This window comes from Paraburkholderia sp. RL17-380-BIE-A (genome assembly GCF_046028085.1).
GTDB lineage: Bacteria > Pseudomonadota > Gammaproteobacteria > Burkholderiales > Burkholderiaceae > Paraburkholderia.
The window spans coordinates 27,583-44,385 of sequence record NZ_JARESQ010000030.1; the positions used below are offsets into that span (position 1 = coordinate 27,583).

The following is a 16,803-nucleotide window of genomic DNA, read 5'->3' on the forward strand; positions in this document are numbered from 1 at the left end:
GCTAACGCTCGCCGCGCGCCATACTCGAAAACACGCCGTCGCGGCGGATCAACCCATGAAACAACGCCGCCGCGAGATGCAGCAGCACCGTGGCGAACAGCGCGAATGCGAGCCACGTATGCAACGCGCGCAGCAACGCGAACAACTCGACGTTATGCGGTGCGATCGGCGGCAGATGCAGCGGACCGTATAGCGTGACCGGATAGCCCGCAGCGGACAGCATCGCCCAGCCGATCAACGGCATTGCCGCCATCAACGCATATAGCACGAGATGCGAGGCCTTCGCCGCGAACCGCTGCGGCGTGGGCATATCGTCCGGTAACGGCGGGCTGCCGCGCGTGAGTCGCACGCCCACACGCACCACCACAAGCAGCAGCAACGCAATGCCGAGCGGCTTGTGAATCGCAATCAGCGTGTTGTGCGCGCGCGAGACGGTAGCGACCATGCCCACGCCGATGAACAGCATCGCGATGATCAAGGGCGCCATTGTCCAGTGCAGCAGACGCGCGAGCGGACTGAAATGGGTGGGCGTCGGCCTCATGAGTGTGCTCCGTTTGTCTGGGCTTGATGAATCGCGGGGTGCAACGCTTCCTCGCGCGTGCGGCGTTTGTACGAGAGCGCGTAAGCGGCCGAGCGCGCGGCGAGCAAGGGATCGTCCGACGGTTCGATGCCGGCCGGCAGGATCGTCGGATCGAAGTTGACGTCGCGGCACGCGCCGTTTTCCTGCGACGTCGTGTGATCGATCACCAGCGTGCCCGAGTCGATATGCTGACGATCGTCGGGCCATTGCAGCGTGGCGTCGTTCGTGGGGTCGCCGGGTTGGGCGACGGTCAGAATCAGATGCCAGCGCAACGGGCCGTTTTCCAGCCGCTGGTCGAGGTCGGCTTCGAGAAAATTCTTCTTGGCTTTTTCGGCGTCGGTGATCGGCGCGTACGGCGTCTCGGGCACCATCGCCCAGCGCACGGCGCGCGTATGGCCGGCGCCGTCGGTGAAACGGAATGCGTTGATGCTGTAATAAGCGCCATTTGCCAGACTCGAAGAAGGCGGATGCGCCTTGACCCATGCCTGGAACGGCTGAGTCTCGGGATTGGCGGCGTAAAACGCCTTGAGCTTTGCGGGATCCGCTTTGCCGGTCGCCGGATCGGGCGTTGCGGCGACCAGTTGCTGATAGAACTGCTCGGGCGTGTGCACCGCGAAAACGGGCGTCGAGTTCATTCCTGTACGCCACTGCTCGCCGTTGCGCAGCTGGAATTCCAACGCGAGGCTGCGCACAGGCGAACTGGTGTCGGGCGCGGAGGGGTTGCCGCCGGGCACCGCGAAGCGGCCCGTCACCGGCGTGCGCCCCTGCGCGAATACAGCGGCGTGGGACAGCGCCGCGCCATCGCCGTTACTGTCGAAATAGCCTTCGATACACAGGCCCTTGGCATGGTTGCGCCGGTAGCCTGGATGCGGCTGGCCCGCCACTTTCTCGAAGGTGTTGATGAAACGCGGCGCGCTGAGGCGCGCTGGCGTCAGCCAGCCTGCCGTGTAGGCAAAGCCGCCGGCGAGTGCCAGCACGGCCGCGCCGATCACGGCGAGCCTGCAAGGCACGCAGACAGGCCCGGGGTTGGGAACGGATGGTTTTGCCACGAAAACTCCTTGATCGGATAGATGCGCTTACCGGGCTAACACTGCATACCGCGATCTATTCCGTGCGATATCCGGCGCGCCCGTTCCATTCGCGCGCCGGGTATCCAGAGCTTCAATTGACGCTGCCGTCCTGCGCGCTTTGGCTCGCACCATGGCTGGCGGCCGCCGCTTGCGTAGCGAGTGCTTCTCTGTGTTGTGCGACCTGCTGGGCGAACACCGGGCTTACATCCGGATACGATGCGTCGGTGACGTAATTCAGGCCGTTCTGCTGCGCTTCGATCAATTCCTGGTACACCTCAGCACGGGTCTTGCCCTGCGCGAAAGCGCTCGATGAAGCGGCCAGAACAGCAACGGACAATGCAACGAAAGCGATCTTCTTCATGATGAACTCCAGCGAGTCTTGTGCGGGTTTGCATCAGGGAGAACCACGCGCTGATGGCTTTTATTCCTGCCTCGAAGGCACGGAAAAAACATATCCGGAAGCGGGAATAAAGCGGCGCGAAATCGGGTTAGCTCGCGATCCGGCGGCTTGGTGAAGGCCTTAAGAAAGTGCTTTTTCGGCAAGCGCGTAGCGTTGAAATCGGCGCGTGAACAGATGGAATAAACTCGGGGCTATACGTGTTCGCCCTCGGTAGCCGACCTCCAACGCACGCCGACACCATGACCACCGACGCCCCTTCCGACTCGCCGCTTTCCGAAGCGGACATTCAGGCCTATGCAGACGGCACGCTGACGCCGGAGCGCGCCGCGTTTCTGCGGGACTATCTCGGCAAGGATCCGGCGGAGGCGCGCCGGGTGGCGTTTTACGGCCGACTGAACTCGCAGATCCAACAGGCCTTTCAAACAACTGACGAATCGGTGCCGAGCCGCTCCACAGGATGGCGCCGCGCAGTCGCGCGTATCAATGGGTCTAAACGCAGCCGCAAACTGCTCAACACGCTGGCGGCGCTCGCGCTGACGCTCGCGGTGGCGAGCGGCTGGCTCGCCGCGACGCAGGTGTCGGCGCAAGCGCTGAACAATGCCGCGGTCATGGCGCTCGCCGAAAGCTCGGCCGGGCAATTCTCCGCGGCGTCGCCGACTCGCGCCGATCCGTCCGCGCCGAATCTCTCGGCAATCGGTTTGCGCCTCGTGGACCAAAGAGTGATTGCGCTGAGCCCGCTTCAGCGGGTCAGCGAATTCATCTATCTGAACGGCGACAATCAACCGGTGGTGCTGCTTTCCGCGTTGGCGTTGCTGGCGCCGGCGCAGCCGCAGTGGTCCGCGCGCCGCATCGGCGACATTCGCCTGTTGCTCTGGACCGCGCAGCGGCAGCGTTTCGTGGTTGCCGGCGACGCCCGCACCCACGGCCTGATGCGCGCCGCCGACGCGATGACCATGCGATGACTGCTGAAACGCAATACGTGATCTCACAGAAAGCAGGGGAATAAAGTGCAAGCAACGGTGTTCGCCCGTCAAACGCGTCTCTTCTTGCGACTGAAGGATGCCCCCTTGCCCGCGAAAAGCCCCACGATCGGGATAGAAAATGGATGTCCGTGACGAGCTGATGGAGCATGTGCCGCGATTGCGGCGCTATGCACGAGCGCTGATCAACAATCGCGACCTCGCCGACGATCTGGTGCAGGACACGCTGGAGCGCGCGCTCGGCCGTACCGGCATGTTCCAGCCGGGCACCGACCTGCGCGCGTGGCTGTTTACGATCATGCACAACGTGTTCGCCAATCAGGCGCGCAAGGCTTCGGCGCGCGCCGTTCACGTGGCGGTCGACGACGAAAGCGTGTCCGAAAGCGAATTCGCCGTGCCCTCGGAGCAGACCCGCTCGCTGGAGATGCGCGACCTCGACTACGCTTTGCAGCGCCTGCCGATGGAGCAGCGCGAAGTCGTGCTGCTGGTGGGCCTCGAGGAAATGAGCTATGCCGACGTGGCGCTCGCGCTGAACATTCCGATCGGCACGGTGATGTCGCGGCTGTCGCGCGGACGCGAGCGGTTACGGGCGTTGATGGCGGGCACGCAGCCCGGTGCGAAATTACAGGTGGTGCGATGAGCGACCAACAAATGCCGATCGGCGAAGAAGACCTGCATGCGTATGTGGACGGCACGCTGTCCGACGAACGCCGTGCCGATGTGGAGCGCGCGCTCGAACAGAATCCCGAACTGGCCGCGCGCATCAGCGATTATTTCTCCTTGAACAGCATGTTCCACGAGCGCTACGACCGCGTGCTGAGCGAGCCCGTGCCGAAGCGCCTGCAGGCACCCGCGCCGCGCCGCTGGCGGATTGCCGCGAACTGGCCGCAATTCGCCGGAATGGCGGCGGCGCTGGTGTTGGGCGTGGGCATCGGCGTGGGCACGCATATGGGCCAGGACGTCATCGCGCCGGTTGCGGGCGGCCACTCGGATACGCGCCCGGTCAGTGCGGACAGCTCCGAAATGTTCGCGCGGCAAGCGGCGGTGGCGCATGTGGTCTACATGCCCGCCGTGGACCGGCCGACCGAGATGAACACTGGCGATCACGAGCAGGATTTCGTGCAGTGGCTCTCCAACCGGCTCGGCACCAACGTGCATCCGCCGATTCTCTCGAAGAACGGCTTCAACCTCTCGGGTGGACGCCTGTTGCCCGGCGCCGACGGACCGACCGCGCAGTTCATGTATCGCGGGCCGAACGGCGAGCGCGTCACGCTGTGCATTTCGCGTCGCCAGCAGAATTCGAACACGACGGCGTTCAAGCTGTATCAGGACGGCCCGGTGAACGTGTTTTACTGGATCGATGGCGACTTCGGCTATGCGGTGTCGGGCGGGATCGACCGCAAGCAGTTGCTGCAACTGTCGCATGACGTCTATGCGCAGCTCACGGGTGCGGCGCCGGGCTGACCGCGGCGCGATGCTGCGCGGCCCTCGAGGCTTTATCGCGATGCTGCGATGCGGCGGGCATTGTGCGGATCGAACGCAACATTGCCCACCGCAGTCCCATTCGACTTGACCAACTCGCGTGGCGTCACGCCCAACAACCGGCCCATCCAATGCGCCATGTGACTCTGATGCGCGAAGCCCGTATCGAGCGCGATCTGACTCGCGTTGAGCTTGCCTTGCAGCAGCAGCGTGCGCGCGCGCTCCACGCGCCGCTGCACCACGTACTGATGCACCGGCATGCCGAGCGTCTCGCGAAACAGCACCTTGAAATGCGGCACGCTCAATTCGGCGAGCGCCGCCAGTTCGCCCAGCGTGAGACGCTGGTCCAGATGCGCTTCGATAAATTCGATCACGCGCGCGGCCGTTTTCGGGGCGAGCGTGCGCCGCTTGTTCTCGAGCGCCGGCGCACCGCCGATCAGGCGCACTACCATCGCCGTACACAGGCTCTCGGCGTACAAAGGATCGGATGCTTCAGCGGCTTCGAGTTCGGCGCGTAATGCCCAGGCGAGATACTGAAAGCGCGGATCGCGTAGCTGGAATTGCGGGCGCAATTGCGCGTCGGCGGAGTTTAACGACAGTTGCTCGACGGTCCGCTGCGCGAACGCTTCGCCGATCCACACGCTGAAAATCGTGCAGGCGGCCTCGTCGCTCCACTGCCCGTCTAGCCCGGCGGGAATCACGTCGGCGTCGCCGTGCGCCTGGATTCGCGAGTAGCGGCGCTCATTGCACAGGCAGCGCGCCCTCACCGGCGCGCCGACGTGCACGCCGACGCGGTGATGCTTGAACGCCGGTATCCGGTGCAGCCCCGCCGACACGTTGACCAGCTCCGCACCAAAACCCTGCCAGCCGAGCAGCCTGCTCGAACGCAACACGACGCGGGAACCACTATGCGGTTGCGGTATCGGTGTCACTGCATTCATTGCGTCCCTCGTGGATGGCGGCCAAGGTTTCCGCATTGTGCGGCGTTTTTGGCGGTTTCGCTCGACTCTACGTGATTCAACGCTTCCGCCAAGGCGCCGCAGTTCAAACCATCATCCAAATCTGCGCAAAGCCATCCCTACTCGCGCGAATGCCGAGCGCCGCGTCCCTAAGATGGCGTCATACCGACCCAACCAGGAGCGCATCGTGTTCGTGATTTTTGGAGCAGCCGGCAACGTCGGCAAAGCAAGCGCCGTGGCATTGCGCCGCGCGGGCCGCCATGTGCGTGCGGTGGTCCGCAACGCAAACCAGGGCGAATTCCTCACGAAGATCGGCTGTGAGATCGCCGTCGCCGATCTGCTCGACGCCGCGAGCGTGGCGCGCGCGATCGAAGGCGCGCACGGCGTGCAACTGCTGTGTCCGGTGCCGCATGCGCACGCCGATCCCGCGCAGGCCATGCGCCGCATGATCGACACGAGTGTCGCGGCATTGCGCGCCGACCCGCCTGCGCGCCTTCTCGCGCTCTCCGACTATGGCGCGGAACACGCAACCGGCACGGGCATCACCACGTTGTTCCACGAGCTCGAAACGCAACTTCAAAGCGTCGACTCGCCGTTGACCTTCCTGCGCGCCGCCGAACACATGCACAACTGGGCTCGCTTGCTGCCGGTCGCGCTCGCGAAAGGCGTGCTGCCGAGTTTGCATCATCCTTTGAGCAAGCGTTTTCCGAGCGTCGCCGCACAGGACGTGGGCGCGCTGGCTGCCGAACTGCTGCTCGACGATCGAGCGCCGCAGGTCTCGCCGCGGGTCGTGAGCATCGAAAGCGATGAGCGCGTGAGCGCATTGGACGTGGCGCGCACGATCGGCGAACTGGCCGGCCGCGCAGTCGTGGCGCGCGAAGCGCCGCGCGGCGAATGGGCCGCGATGCTTGAAGGCGCGGGCCTCGGCGAACCCCACGCGCGTTTGATCACCGACCTGTACGACGCGCACAACGCGGGGCGCATCGACGTGGAAACTGACATCAGCGAGCGGCGTTTCGGCGCGACGACGCTGGCGGAAGTATTGGCGGCGATTCTGCCGCGGGTGGCCCCGGCTACGACAACCGCACGCTGAACGCCAACTGGACGAGGAGAGACGGCATGGATACCTGCCCTTGGCTACGCGCCTCGATCGAGGCAAGCAAGGTTTCGACGCCCTGTCGTGCCACGCCGCCTGCGCACGCGAGCGCTCGTCGCCGGCAGACCAGCCTGGCGAGTGTTGCGGAACGGTTGGGCTGGCGCGCGCTGTGGGACCTACTCAACGCGATTCCCGACAGCAACGACGACTTCGGCATGTTCTGACCCACTGTGCTGCCGCGCGAACTCTGCGCAACGAGGGCATACCGAGGACACGACAGGCACACAACAAAGGCGCAAAGCAAAGCGGCCGGAATTCCGGCCGCAAGATATTGACGAACCCACCGCTACAGCGCCGGCCTCCGTTCAGCTACGGCAGCCGGCGTGTACGCGTGACTCATTCGTTTTCGTCGAAGTAGTGACCGAACTTGACCTGCTTGGTGCGGATATAACGCTCGTTTTCCTCGCGCATCGGGATGGCCAGCGCAACGCGCTCGCACACCGGAATGCCGTGCTTGGACAGCGTGTCGAACTTCTCCGGATTGTTGCTCATGAGCCGCACCGACGTGACCTTCAGTGTGCGCAGAATGCCCGCGGCGGAATCGTATTCGCGCGAGTCGTCCGGCAAGCCGAGGTCGAGATTGGCCTCGACGGTATCGCGCCCCTGCTCCTGCAGCGCATACGCGCGAATCTTGTTGGACAGGCCGATGCCGCGCCCTTCGTGGCCGCGCAGATACAGCAGCACGCCGCAGCCTTCCGCCGCGATGTAGCGCAGCGCGAGGTCGAGTTGCTCGCCGCAGTCGCAGCGGTACGAGCCGAGCACGTCGCCGGTGAGGCATTCGGAATGCAGGCGCGTCAACACGGACGACTTGTTGGCGACGTCGCCCATCACGAGCGCGAGATGTTCGGCGCCGCTCTCACACACGCGAAACACGTAGGAAGTGAACGTGCCGTAGCGCGTGGGAAGCGTGGCGGTGGCATCGAGAACGACGCATTCGCCGTTGAGTGCGCCGTCTGCTGCGGGCGACGGATCGTGAGACGTGAGCATGGCGTTAGACAGTGGTGCTGACATGAACCCGATCAAACCGGGAATAAGGTACGGACTGGGGAGTTTACCGCTAATCGGCGTCCCGCACCCGTATGCCCTTGCACGCGACACGGAAGCCGCGCGGCGGCGCAACGTTCGTTACCCGAGTTGAACGTCGCGCGCGCCACAGTTATTCCCTGGGTACTCCAGCGCCGTGTCAGGCCTATACTGGAATCGCCTGTCCCTCACGACAGCACGCCGCGCCGGCGTGCTGCACTGCGAAACGGAGCCGCTCCATGACAAGCGTTGCACAGCTTCTTAAAACGAAACCGAACAACACCACTGTGTTCACCATCGGGGCCGACGATTCCGTCTACGACGCGATCAAGCTGATGGCCGAAAAGGGCATTGGCGCGCTGGTCGTCACGGATGGCGACAGCATCGCCGGGATCATCACGGAGCGCGACTATGCGCGCAAGGTCGTGCTGCTGGACCGATCGTCGAAGGCCACGCCCGTGCGCGACATCATGAGCAAAGCCGTGCGCTTTGTGCGGCCCGATCAGTCCACCGACGATTGCATGGCCCTCATGACGGAGCGGCGCATGCGCCACTTGCCGGTGATCGAGAATGACCGGCTGGTCGGCATGGTATCGATTGGCGACCTGGTGAAGAACATCATCGCCGAACAGCAGTTCACCATTCAGCAGCTCGAGTTCTATATTCACGGCGAGCGGCCCTGACGCAGGGCGCTCGCCCTGCTACCCGCACTAGCAAAAAAAGCCCAATCCGTAAAACGGTTGGGCAAAGCTACCTTGCGGCAGCGGAGGTTCCTTGAATGTGTAGGCCGCGACCTTCGCGGTACAGCGGCGCTACAGTGTCGGCGACGCTGCTGATGCGCGACGCATTCGCATGCGCTCGCCGTTTAAAGCCGTGCGCGCGCCGCCTTCGGCGTGCGCGAATTCGAACTACTACTGCGATTCGCACTTCGTGCGGCTACGGGTAACGGGTGGATGTTGAGAGATGCATTGCCGTCCGATCGACCTGTCACCCGCCGCAGCCAACTTTCGACCAGCGCCCGGTCACGCAACCCGCCCGTTCAGCCCCCTCACGAAGCTGAACGCGCGTGCCCCGAGCGCCTAGTCAATTGTCGAATCAGTTACCGAAATACACGCCCTTCGGGCCCGACATCGGCTGGATCACGCCGCCAGCTTGCGACGAGCCGTTTGCCACGCCGCCGTAGCCACTGGTGTCGGCGACCGGCTCCTGCGTCTGCGCGATGGCCGGGTTCTGAGCCACTACGCGATGCTCAGCTGCCTGAACATCGGCCGGATACGTCGGATCATTGGACGTGGCTGGGTTATAACCAGCCTGCTCCATCTGGATCAGGTCCTGGCGTACATCCGCGCGGGTGACAGGTTGCTGGCTCGCCTGGGCGAAAGAAGCGATCGGAGCGGCGAGAACTGCGGCAATAGCGACTGCCTTGATGAGCGATTTCATGATGACTTACCTCCAGACTTGGTTTTATTTGCGTCGCTTGAACACGGTGTGTGAGAAGCGAGTGGTTTCAGTCTAGTCACCAGATCGTCGAGGGAAAACCCTTGATTTCGAGATAAATAATTGTCGCGATCGCAATAATGCGCCGAACATTGCCGCGAATCCCCATCCAACCAGCATCTTTGGCGTAATAATTGTCGGGATCGTAACCCTTTGTGTCTGACATTTCAAAAATACGTCTGATTAGAGTGCGTTTTGCCGGCAGACGCCTCAGCACAGGTCAAATTTACGCCTGTTCGGACGCACCGGACTGGGGCGTCAGCAGAAGCTTTCGCGGCCCGCTGACAAATGCGCTGCCCGGTTCGTAGAACCGCAGCGGTCGATGCATTTCACGCGACAAGCCGATGCGGGTCGTCACGCCCACAGGCAGGTCGCCACGCTCCACGACGCCAATCCACAAATCGCGCCCCGCGCACAGATCCCGACCATCGAACGCCTGGCCGATGCCGAGCGCCATGGTGAGCCGCCCGGGCCCGCGCGCCAGATCGCGCAGCGGCACGCCGGGCCGGCGCGCTTCCATCAGCGGCAAGCCTTCGAGCGGCTCGATCGCGCGAAACAGAATGCCGGCGCCGACTTCCTCGGCCTCGGCGGACATGTTGAGCATGTACGAGAGTCCATAGGTCAGCCGCACATACGCGTAACCGCGGGCGAGAAACAGCGAGCGGTTATACGGACGGCGGCCGACAAATGCATGCCCCGTCGAGTCACCCACCGGATAGGCCTCCGTTTCGACGATTCGCCCGCTCATGCGCCCTTCCGGCAGATCGTGCACGAGGTATTTGCCGATCATGAAGCGCGCGAGTTCCACGGTATCGAGTGGTAAATCGTCACGAAGCAATGGCACGATTGGAAGTTGCTGTTTCCGCATGCGTCAGGCCTTGTATTGAAGCCACGAGAGGCGAGAGATTCGAGTGAGACGAAAGCGTGAGATGCCCCGCCCAATAGTTGACAGTTCGACCGGCCGGTTATTGGCGCCAAAACTCGCCGAAAAATTAGCCCCGAATACAGCAATGCGCGCCCGATATCAAGCGATACGACGCCATCGGTCTGTTTTCATCGGCCCAATCGTTGTAGCAAAACCTCACTTACGTACGGCGTTGCCATCACCATGGCACTAATTGGAGTATCGTGTGTTTCCGGCCTGCAGCACAGCCTTTGCCGGCTCGCGTGTGTTTCGGCCCGCCCGAATCAGCGTAAAGATGTAAAGCATTCGCACGATCCGCAGCACCGTTCCATTCAGATTTGATCCCGATGTACCCGCTGGTGTAGCGCACCGCCCCATTCCGGGGGCGCAGTGCCGATGACAATAGGAGAGAGTTGAATGAAAGCATTTCCGGCAATCAAGATGATCGGCAGCGCGCTGATCGTTCTCGCGTCCCTCAATGCCTATGCGCAAAGCAGCGATGCAGCAGCCCCGGCTGCCACATCGGCATCGCCGTCGGCCAAGCAGACCAAGGCGGCCGACCGCGCCCTGGGACGCAAAGTCCGCAGCGCATTGTCGAAGACCAAGGGTCTGAGCGTGTCGAACATCACCGTGCGCGCGCGCGGTGGCGCAGTGACGCTGGCCGGCTCCGTGCCTGAGCAGCCGCAGGTCGACCTGGCCACTCAGACAGCACAAGGCGTGGCCGGTGTGACGTCGGTCAAGAACGCCCTGACGATTCGTCCGGTCGGCCAGTAATCGGCTGAACCCGTCGTAACGACACGACCGGGCGCCAGTTCCCTCTCACGGAGCGCTGGCGCCCTGACGCGACTCCCGGCGGCTTCGCCGGGCGCCGCGCAGTGCAGCGCAGGTTGCCCGCACGCCGGGATTGCCCGGCCGCTCGGGTCCAGCCAACGAAACCACATGTCCCCGCTCGCCGCTCCCTGGCAACGCGTGAGCCCATGCCGGCCGCGCCATTCTGCGTTATCCAGTTCCTCTCACTGACGGTTAACATTTGCGCTCACAGGATGCCAACGGCGCCTCGTCAATCTCCGCGCCAATGGACCGCCGCTTAGCCGACCATTATTCTTTATAATTTAAAGCGTTAGAGCATACTGCTTACAAGCCACCTGAGCATCCAGGCGCGCTTTGGCCCGGAAGGGCAAGCCGTCCGGGCCCGCAGCACCACCGAATAAAAGCATCGAAAAGGAGGCCCCGAATGACCACGCCCGCGACCGTTCTCCCCCGCTGGACCATTGCCGCTCCATTCGTGGCGTGGATCGTGCTCGGCATCGCCTATGCCATGCCGGGCAGCGGCGTGCTGCTCACGCTGGTCGGCGTGGCGCTGTGTGCGGCCGTCTTCACGGCGGTGCATCATGCGGAAGTGGTCGCGCATCGGGTCGGCGAGCCATTCGGTACGCTGGTGCTGGCGGTGGCGGTCACCGTGATCGAAGTCGCGCTGATCGTCTCGGTCATGCTCACGTCCGGCCCGGAAAAGGCGGGTCTCGCGCGCGACACGGTGTTTGCCGCCGTGATGATCGTCTGCAACGGGATTGTGGGCATTTGCCTGCTGGTGGGCGGCATCCGGCATCGCGAGCAGGATTTCCAGAGCCGTGGCGCCTCGGCGGCGCTGGCCGTGCTCGCCTCGCTGTCCGTGCTGACGCTCGTCATGCCGAATTACACGACGACCAGCGTGGGTCCGCTTCTGTCGTCTTCCCAATTGGCGTTCGCCGGGGTGTCTTCGCTGGTGCTGTACGGCGTATTCGTGTTCGTGCAGACCGTGCGCCATCGCGATTACTTTCTCGCCGGCACGCCGGATGAAAACGTCCACGCCGCGCCGCCGACCGCCGCTCAGGCGCTGGCAGCCGGCGGCTTGCTGCTGGTGTGTCTCGTCGCGGTGGTGCTGCTCGCCAAGGTCCTCTCGCCGGTGGTCGAAACCGCGGTCAAGAACGCGGGCGCGCCGGCGGCCGTGGTCGGCATTGTGATCGCCGCACTGGTGCTGCTGCCCGAAGGGCTTGCCGCCGTGCGCGCGGCGCGCGTCGATCGTTTGCAAAACAGCCTGAATCTCGCGCTCGGCTCGGCGCTTGCCAGTATCGGCCTGACCATTCCAACCGTGGCCGGCGTATTTTTGTACACCGGTCAGCCGCTCGTGCTCGGGATCGACGGCAAGGAAACCGTGCTCCTCGTGCTCACGCTGATAGTGGGCACGCTCACGCTCAGCAGCGGTCGCACGACGATCCTGCAAGGCGCGGTACACCTGTCGCTGTTCGCCGCGTATCTGTTTCTCTCGTTCGCGCCTTGATCGGGCGCCGACGCTGCGGACTACTCCTCCCAGTGCGCCGCGATCCAGTCGCGAAACAGATTCAGCTTCTGCTGATGCGCGACCGAATCCGGATAGACGAAGTAATAGCGCCACCCGGTCTTGAGCACGGTATCGAACGGCCGCACGAGGCGCTTGGCCGCCACGTCCTCGTCGATCAGCGCGAGGTCGCTGATCGCAACACCGAAGCCCTGTAGCGCGGCGTTGGTCGCCATATCGAGCGTGTCGAAGCTCGGGCCGTGCTCGGCGTCGATGGTGGGCGCGTTCGCCGCATCCACCTCGGTCACCTTGGCGAGCCACATCTTCCAGTCGCGATGATCGCGCGTGGGATGCAGCAGCGTATGGCGCGCGAGGTCGGCCACTTCGGCCAGCGGCTTGTCTTTCAGCAGATCGGGCGCGCACACGGGCGTCAGGCGCTCCTCGAACAACGGCACTGCCTGCACATCCGCACCGGGCGACGAGCCGTAGATGATCGCGGCGTCGAACGGTTCGAGCTGGAAATCGACGTCGTGCTGCCACGTGGTCGTGATCTGCACGTGGAGTTCGGGATACTCGGCCTGGAAGCGCATGATTTTCGGCAGCATCCAGCGCATCACACAGGTCGGCACTTTCAGCGCGAGGTCGGTGCGCTGCCGTGTGAGGCGCAGCGAGATTTCCTCGATGCGCGCAAAGCTCTCCTTCACGGCGGGCAGCAGCAATTCCCCTTCGGCGGTGAGCGTCAGGCCTTTCGCATGACGCTTGAAGAGCGGAAACTTGTAGTAGTCCTCGAGCGCGATGATTTGCCGGCTGACCGCGCCTTGCGTCAGGCAGAGATGGTCGGCGGCGCGCGTGAAACTGCGATGCCGCGCCACCGTTTCGAAAATCTGCAGCGCGTTGAGCGGCGGTAGGCGTCGCATCGGCTTATCCGGGATCAGAAAAAATCATTGGTGGACGTTGCGGTACGGCTTAACGCTTGCCGCTGAAACGTCTGTCGAGCCCATAGGATACGCGATCACGGGTTGCAGCACGAGAAGCGGCCGCCGCGGCAACCATGCGTTTGGCTCATGTCGCCGCCCGATCTCGCGGTCCGCCGGCCGGCCACGCACCAACATAGGGAGAGATGCGCTTTCAATCGCACCAGAACTGAGCTTTCCTCATACCTCCGTGGGCAAACGAAACATCGGCAAAACATGGACGTTAACCCGCATGCGCCACTGCCTAGGCGCTCCCACCGTCTGACCGGTGTAGGCCAGCCGGATCGCGTGACGGCCGTCGCATGAGATTACGTCATGCCCTCCATGCGCATATTTCGTTTGTTGAGGGATTTTGGCAAACCTAGAGTGCATCCACACGCAGCATCGGCACGCAACGCGAAGAGGCGCTGCATCGGCGGCGGTTACAGCAATTTCACCAGGCAACAGGCGTTCAACACAGGAGACCGCCATGCAAGAGATCAAACGGGGTAGAAGGCAGGCCATCAAGACGATCGGCGCGGCACTCGCGGCGTCCACCTTGCCGATGCCGTTCATCAACCTGCGCGCGCAGGAACACAACTTCAGCGGCAAGACGCTGCGTCTGTTGACCTGGTCGGACGACACAGGCGCGGCCGCGTTGCGCAACATCGCCGCCACCTTCACGGCGAAAACCGGCGCCAAAGTGATCGCCGACCGCGCCGACGGCACCTCCGGCATGGTCGCCAAGGTGAAGGCCGCGGGCGATCGCCCCACCTACGACGTCATCACGCTGGCGGGCGTCGGCGCAGCGGGTCTCGGCGACGCCGGCCTGCTGATGAAGCCCGATCTGGACAAACTGCCGAACCTCAAAGACGTCGCGCCGCAATACCGCACGGGCGCGAACGGCTTCGGCGTCGGCTATCTGCTGTGGTCGGACGGGTTGATCTACAACACCTCGACCGTGAAGACCGCGCCGGCATCGTACGAAGCGCTGTGGGATCCCAAGTACGCCGGCCGCCTGTTCCTGCCGCCGCCCGAGTGGGCCGAAGCGGTCGACCTCGCGATCATCGCCGCGAAGATGAACGGCGGCTCGCAGCAGAACATCGAGCCGGGCTTCAAGAAGCTGATGCAACTGAAAGATCGCGTGATGACGCTCGGCGAGAATCCGAACCAGGTGGCCGATCTGTTCCGCACCGGCTCGCTCGATATTGGCGGCATTTATTCGCCGGCGTTTTTCCCGGACCAGATCCGCAAGCCCGAATACAAGATGGGCGTGACCTACGGCATGAAGGAAGGCTTCGCCACGCAGTTGATGTTCACGGTGATCCCCAAGTCGCACCCGGGCGACAGCGATCTGATCCACGCCTTCATCAATCACTCGCTCGACGCGGGCGTGCAAGGCCGCATGGCCGCCGACGTGCTGAACGGCCCGGTCAATTCGAAAGCGGTGATTCCCGCCGAGAGCCGTGCGTTCGTGCCGAGCCCGCAGCAGATCGCCGAGAAGGCCGTGTTGCATGACGACAAGGCGCTCGCCGTCGTGCAGCCGGCATGGATCAAGCGCTACACCGAAATCTTCTCGGCATGACCACGATGCTCGCGCGCTTTTCGCGGCGTGCTTCGGCGGCGTCCGCTGCTTCGTCAAATACGATGCCGGACGCCGGGCCCGATCTCGTGCCCGATGCGCCCGCCGCCACCGCGATGGAAAAGGCGCGGCCGTGGCTGCTGCTCGCGCCGATCCTGTTGTTTCTCGCCATTCTCGGCGCGGCGGCGCTGGTGGCGCTGCGCATGAGCTTCGGCACGCAAGGCAACGAGTGGCGCGGCTTCACGCTGCAAAACTACGCGGACCTGCTCGACGGCTACTTCATGAAGTCGTTGTGGCTCACGTTGAAGCTCGCATTCCAAAGCATGATCTGCGCGGTGCTGCTGGCGATTCCGGTTGCGTTGGCCATGGCCCGCACGAAGTCGCGGCTCGCCCGGCGCCTCCTGCTGGCGGGCGTGCTGCTGCCGCTGCTCGTCAACCTGCTGCTGCAAGGTTATGGCTGGCTGATCATTCTCGGGCCGGCTGGCCTCCTCAATCACGCGCTGCTCGGCAGCGGCCTCGTGCAACGCCCGTTGATGTGGCTATACCGCGAAAACGGCGTGCTGCTCGGGCTGATCCAGACCGCGTTTCCGCTCGCCGTGCTACCCCTTTCGAGCGCGATGCGCGCGGTGTCGACTTCTTACGAGGAAGCCGCCGCCACGCTCGGCGCGACGCGCTGGCAAACGCTGCGTCACGTCCTGCTGCCGCTCGCCATGCCCGGCCTCGTGTCCGGCGCACTGCTCGTGTTCGCTTACAACGCAAGCGCGTTCGCCGTGCCGCTTTTGCTCGGCGGACGACGCGTGCCGATGCTCGCCGTGCTGGTCCACGATCAGGTCGCGCCGTTGCTGAACTGGCCGGCGGCGTCCGCGTCGGGTGTCGTACTGATGGTCGCCACGCTGACCGTGATGGCGCTGTCGCAGCGTCTCGTGCGCCGTACCCAACGTCTCGCCGAGGAGCCTCACGCATGAGCACGCCTGTTCAAACCGCGCAAACCGCGCAAGTCGTTCGCCGGCAGCCGCGATCGCCCCGCTCACCGCGCTGGCCTTCCGTCATGCCCGGCCAGCTCGGCAAGGCCGCCGCCCTGCTCGCGGCGATCGTCCTGTTCCTCGCCGCGCTGCCGATCCTCACCATGATCACGATGTCGTTCAGCGCGGCCGACACGCTCGAATTCCCGCCGCACGCCTATGGCCTGCACTGGTATCGCGCCGCGTGGCACAGCTTCGTGTCACCGGACGCAAGCGACTCGCTGTCGATGGGCGCCGCCTTGAGCACGAGCCTGATCGTCGCGCTCTCCACCATGGTGATCGCCACGCTCGTCTCGGTGCCCGCCGCCTACGCGCTGAGCCGCTACCGCTTTCGTGGCAAGCCCGCGGTCGAACAGCTGGTCGCGCTGCCGCTCGTCTATCCGCTCGTGATGCTCGGCCTGTCGCTGCTGCTGGTGTTCAACGTGCTGCCGGTCGAACTTGGCGTGTTCCGCCTGATCATCGCGCACGTGATTCTGGCGCTGCCGTTTACCGTGAAGAACTGCGCGGCCTCGGTCGCCGCCATCGGCCCGGAGTTCGAAGAGGCCGCCTGCGTAATGGGCGCGAGTCCCGGCCGCGCGCTCGTCGACGTGATCCTGCCGCTGATGCGCCCCGGCATTCTCGCCGGCATGCTGTTCGCGTTCATTGTCTCGTTCAACGAATTCACGGTGACGTTTTTCCTTTACGGCATCGATACGATGACGCTGCCGGTGTGGCTCTATAGCCGCACGGTGTCGTCGCTCGATCCGACCGTGTTCTGTTTCGCCGTATTCATTGTCGCGATCGATTTCGCGCTGATCTGGCTGCTCGAAAAGCTGATCGGCGACGAAGGCGTCGCCCTGTGACTGCCCCTCGAACACGCGCTCATGACGACCCCTTGCTGG

General features: G+C 64.0%; 19 protein-coding genes. 11 read left to right on the top strand and 8 right to left on the bottom strand.

Annotated features, from left to right (window positions below):
• Position 1 precedes the first annotated feature (1 nt).
• The 3 genes from P0D68_RS33900 to P0D68_RS33910 all read right to left on the bottom strand — a co-directional run bounded on the left by P0D68_RS33900 (position 2) and on the right by P0D68_RS33910 (position 2,011).
• Positions 2–541 carry a cytochrome b gene (locus tag P0D68_RS33900; protein WP_091801691.1) on the bottom strand — a complete coding sequence of 180 codons (540 nt, stop codon included), beginning with the start codon at positions 539–541 and terminating at the stop codon, positions 2–4.
• A complete protein-coding gene (locus P0D68_RS33905; protein ID WP_408303563.1) occupies positions 538–1,629 on the bottom strand; it encodes a catalase family peroxidase in 1,092 nt (363 codons plus the stop codon). Before P0D68_RS33905 ends, P0D68_RS33900 begins: the two co-directional genes overlap by 4 nt.
• Positions 1,630–1,741: 112 nt before the next feature.
• The gene (locus P0D68_RS33910) at positions 1,742–2,011 is read right to left on the bottom strand and encodes a DUF4148 domain-containing protein (RefSeq protein ID WP_091801696.1); all 270 of its coding nucleotides are present in this window, start codon (positions 2,009–2,011) and stop codon (positions 1,742–1,744) included.
• Positions 2,012–2,289: 278 nt separating this feature from the next.
• Here P0D68_RS33910 and P0D68_RS33915 point away from each other — a divergent pair, with 278 nt between their 5' ends.
• From P0D68_RS33915 to P0D68_RS33925, 3 genes are all read left to right on the top strand, one after another.
• The gene (locus P0D68_RS33915) at positions 2,290–3,012 is read left to right on the top strand and encodes an anti-sigma factor family protein (protein ID WP_408303564.1); all 723 of its coding nucleotides are present in this window, start codon (positions 2,290–2,292) and stop codon (positions 3,010–3,012) included.
• Positions 3,013–3,151: 139 nt separating this feature from the next.
• A complete protein-coding gene (locus P0D68_RS33920; RefSeq protein ID WP_091801701.1) occupies positions 3,152–3,670 on the top strand; it encodes a sigma-70 family RNA polymerase sigma factor in 519 nt (172 codons plus the stop codon).
• Positions 3,667–4,494, top strand: coding sequence for an anti-sigma factor family protein (locus P0D68_RS33925; RefSeq protein WP_091801703.1), 828 nt, complete (start codon positions 3,667–3,669; stop codon positions 4,492–4,494). Before P0D68_RS33920 ends, P0D68_RS33925 begins: the two co-directional genes overlap by 4 nt.
• Positions 4,495–4,526: 32 nt before the next feature.
• On the opposite strand, the gene P0D68_RS33930 is transcribed toward P0D68_RS33925, so the two are convergent.
• The gene (locus tag P0D68_RS33930) at positions 4,527–5,453 is read right to left on the bottom strand and encodes an AraC family transcriptional regulator (RefSeq protein WP_408303565.1); all 927 of its coding nucleotides are present in this window, start codon (positions 5,451–5,453) and stop codon (positions 4,527–4,529) included.
• Positions 5,454–5,658: 205 nt separating this feature from the next.
• Between P0D68_RS33930 and P0D68_RS33935 the strand changes: the two genes are divergently transcribed.
• Both P0D68_RS33935 and P0D68_RS33940 read left to right on the top strand, forming a co-directional pair.
• Positions 5,659–6,564, top strand: a complete 906-nt coding sequence (locus P0D68_RS33935) for an NmrA family NAD(P)-binding protein (protein WP_408303566.1) — start codon at positions 5,659–5,661, stop codon at positions 6,562–6,564.
• A gap of 26 nt (positions 6,565–6,590) precedes the next feature.
• A complete protein-coding gene (locus P0D68_RS33940) occupies positions 6,591–6,791 on the top strand; it encodes a hypothetical protein (protein WP_408303567.1) in 201 nt (66 codons plus the stop codon).
• A 172-nt stretch (positions 6,792–6,963) separates the two neighbouring features.
• On the opposite strand, the gene ribA is transcribed toward P0D68_RS33940, so the two are convergent.
• Positions 6,964–7,614 (bottom strand): GTP cyclohydrolase II, encoded by a 651-nt coding sequence (ribA, locus tag P0D68_RS33945; RefSeq protein ID WP_035516591.1) that lies wholly within the window; start codon positions 7,612–7,614, stop codon positions 6,964–6,966.
• Between the two features lie 275 nt (positions 7,615–7,889).
• On the opposite strand from ribA, the gene P0D68_RS33950 reads away from it, so the two are divergent.
• Positions 7,890–8,333 carry a CBS domain-containing protein gene (locus P0D68_RS33950; protein ID WP_091801712.1) on the top strand — a complete coding sequence of 148 codons (444 nt, stop codon included), beginning with the start codon at positions 7,890–7,892 and terminating at the stop codon, positions 8,331–8,333.
• 412 nt (positions 8,334–8,745) lie between these two features.
• On the opposite strand, the gene P0D68_RS33955 is transcribed toward P0D68_RS33950, so the two are convergent.
• Both P0D68_RS33955 and P0D68_RS33960 read right to left on the bottom strand, forming a co-directional pair.
• Positions 8,746–9,090, bottom strand: a complete 345-nt coding sequence (locus P0D68_RS33955) for a DUF4148 domain-containing protein (protein ID WP_091801715.1) — start codon at positions 9,088–9,090, stop codon at positions 8,746–8,748.
• Between the two features lie 283 nt (positions 9,091–9,373).
• The gene (locus tag P0D68_RS33960) at positions 9,374–10,015 is read right to left on the bottom strand and encodes a DNA-3-methyladenine glycosylase (protein WP_408303568.1); all 642 of its coding nucleotides are present in this window, start codon (positions 10,013–10,015) and stop codon (positions 9,374–9,376) included.
• 453 nt (positions 10,016–10,468) lie between these two features.
• Here P0D68_RS33960 and P0D68_RS33965 point away from each other — a divergent pair, with 453 nt between their 5' ends.
• Together P0D68_RS33965 and P0D68_RS33970 are read left to right on the top strand one after the other, a co-directional pair.
• Complete coding sequence (locus P0D68_RS33965) at positions 10,469–10,825, top strand: BON domain-containing protein (protein ID WP_091801721.1); 357 nt, start codon at positions 10,469–10,471, stop codon at positions 10,823–10,825.
• A gap of 460 nt (positions 10,826–11,285) precedes the next feature.
• On the top strand, positions 11,286–12,368 hold the full coding sequence (locus P0D68_RS33970) for a calcium:cation antiporter (protein WP_091801724.1): 1,083 nt from the start codon (positions 11,286–11,288) through the stop codon (positions 12,366–12,368).
• A 20-nt stretch (positions 12,369–12,388) separates the two neighbouring features.
• On the opposite strand, the gene P0D68_RS33975 is transcribed toward P0D68_RS33970, so the two are convergent.
• A complete protein-coding gene (locus P0D68_RS33975) occupies positions 12,389–13,282 on the bottom strand; it encodes a LysR substrate-binding domain-containing protein (RefSeq protein ID WP_408186700.1) in 894 nt (297 codons plus the stop codon).
• A 526-nt stretch (positions 13,283–13,808) separates the two neighbouring features.
• On the opposite strand from P0D68_RS33975, the gene P0D68_RS33980 reads away from it, so the two are divergent.
• Genes P0D68_RS33980 through P0D68_RS33990 form a run of 3 tightly spaced genes read left to right on the top strand, consistent with a single transcriptional unit; the run spans position 13,809 to position 16,764 of the window.
• A complete protein-coding gene (locus tag P0D68_RS33980) occupies positions 13,809–14,903 on the top strand; it encodes an ABC transporter substrate-binding protein (RefSeq protein ID WP_091801731.1) in 1,095 nt (364 codons plus the stop codon).
• Positions 14,900–15,865, top strand: coding sequence for an ABC transporter permease (locus P0D68_RS33985; RefSeq protein WP_408303569.1), 966 nt, complete (start codon positions 14,900–14,902; stop codon positions 15,863–15,865). Before P0D68_RS33980 ends, P0D68_RS33985 begins: the two co-directional genes overlap by 4 nt.
• Positions 15,862–16,764 (top strand): ABC transporter permease, encoded by a 903-nt coding sequence (locus P0D68_RS33990; protein ID WP_408303570.1) that lies wholly within the window; start codon positions 15,862–15,864, stop codon positions 16,762–16,764. The genes P0D68_RS33985 and P0D68_RS33990 overlap by 4 nt, the downstream gene beginning before the upstream one ends.
• The last annotated feature ends 39 nt before the right edge of the window (positions 16,765–16,803 follow it).

What these genes read in the sequence shown, in the direction of transcription:
- P0D68_RS33940 (WP_408303567.1), top strand. Translation starts at nt 6,591, where the DNA reads ATGGATACCTGCCCTTGGCTACGCGCCTCGATCGAGGCAAGCAAGGTT.
- P0D68_RS33925 (WP_091801703.1), top strand. Translation starts at nt 3,667, where the DNA reads ATGAGCGACCAACAAATGCCGATCGGCGAAGAAGACCTGCATGCGTAT.
- P0D68_RS33975 (WP_408186700.1), bottom strand. Translation starts at nt 13,282, where the DNA reads ATGCGACGCCTACCGCCGCTCAACGCGCTGCAGATTTTCGAAACGGTG.
- P0D68_RS33920 (WP_091801701.1), top strand. Translation starts at nt 3,152, where the DNA reads ATGGATGTCCGTGACGAGCTGATGGAGCATGTGCCGCGATTGCGGCGC.
- P0D68_RS33965 (WP_091801721.1), top strand. Translation starts at nt 10,469, where the DNA reads ATGAAAGCATTTCCGGCAATCAAGATGATCGGCAGCGCGCTGATCGTT.
- P0D68_RS33930 (WP_408303565.1), bottom strand. Translation starts at nt 5,453, where the DNA reads ATGAATGCAGTGACACCGATACCGCAACCGCATAGTGGTTCCCGCGTC.
- ribA (WP_035516591.1), bottom strand. Translation starts at nt 7,614, where the DNA reads ATGCTCACGTCTCACGATCCGTCGCCCGCAGCAGACGGCGCACTCAAC.
- P0D68_RS33900 (WP_091801691.1), bottom strand. Translation starts at nt 541, where the DNA reads ATGAGGCCGACGCCCACCCATTTCAGTCCGCTCGCGCGTCTGCTGCAC.
- P0D68_RS33970 (WP_091801724.1), top strand. Translation starts at nt 11,286, where the DNA reads ATGACCACGCCCGCGACCGTTCTCCCCCGCTGGACCATTGCCGCTCCA.
- P0D68_RS33955 (WP_091801715.1), bottom strand. Translation starts at nt 9,090, where the DNA reads ATGAAATCGCTCATCAAGGCAGTCGCTATTGCCGCAGTTCTCGCCGCT.
- P0D68_RS33980 (WP_091801731.1), top strand. Translation starts at nt 13,809, where the DNA reads ATGCAAGAGATCAAACGGGGTAGAAGGCAGGCCATCAAGACGATCGGC.
- P0D68_RS33990 (WP_408303570.1), top strand. Translation starts at nt 15,862, where the DNA reads ATGAGCACGCCTGTTCAAACCGCGCAAACCGCGCAAGTCGTTCGCCGG.
- P0D68_RS33910 (WP_091801696.1), bottom strand. Translation starts at nt 2,011, where the DNA reads ATGAAGAAGATCGCTTTCGTTGCATTGTCCGTTGCTGTTCTGGCCGCT.
- P0D68_RS33960 (WP_408303568.1), bottom strand. Translation starts at nt 10,015, where the DNA reads ATGCGGAAACAGCAACTTCCAATCGTGCCATTGCTTCGTGACGATTTA.
- P0D68_RS33915 (WP_408303564.1), top strand. Translation starts at nt 2,290, where the DNA reads ATGACCACCGACGCCCCTTCCGACTCGCCGCTTTCCGAAGCGGACATT.
- P0D68_RS33985 (WP_408303569.1), top strand. Translation starts at nt 14,900, where the DNA reads ATGACCACGATGCTCGCGCGCTTTTCGCGGCGTGCTTCGGCGGCGTCC.
- P0D68_RS33950 (WP_091801712.1), top strand. Translation starts at nt 7,890, where the DNA reads ATGACAAGCGTTGCACAGCTTCTTAAAACGAAACCGAACAACACCACT.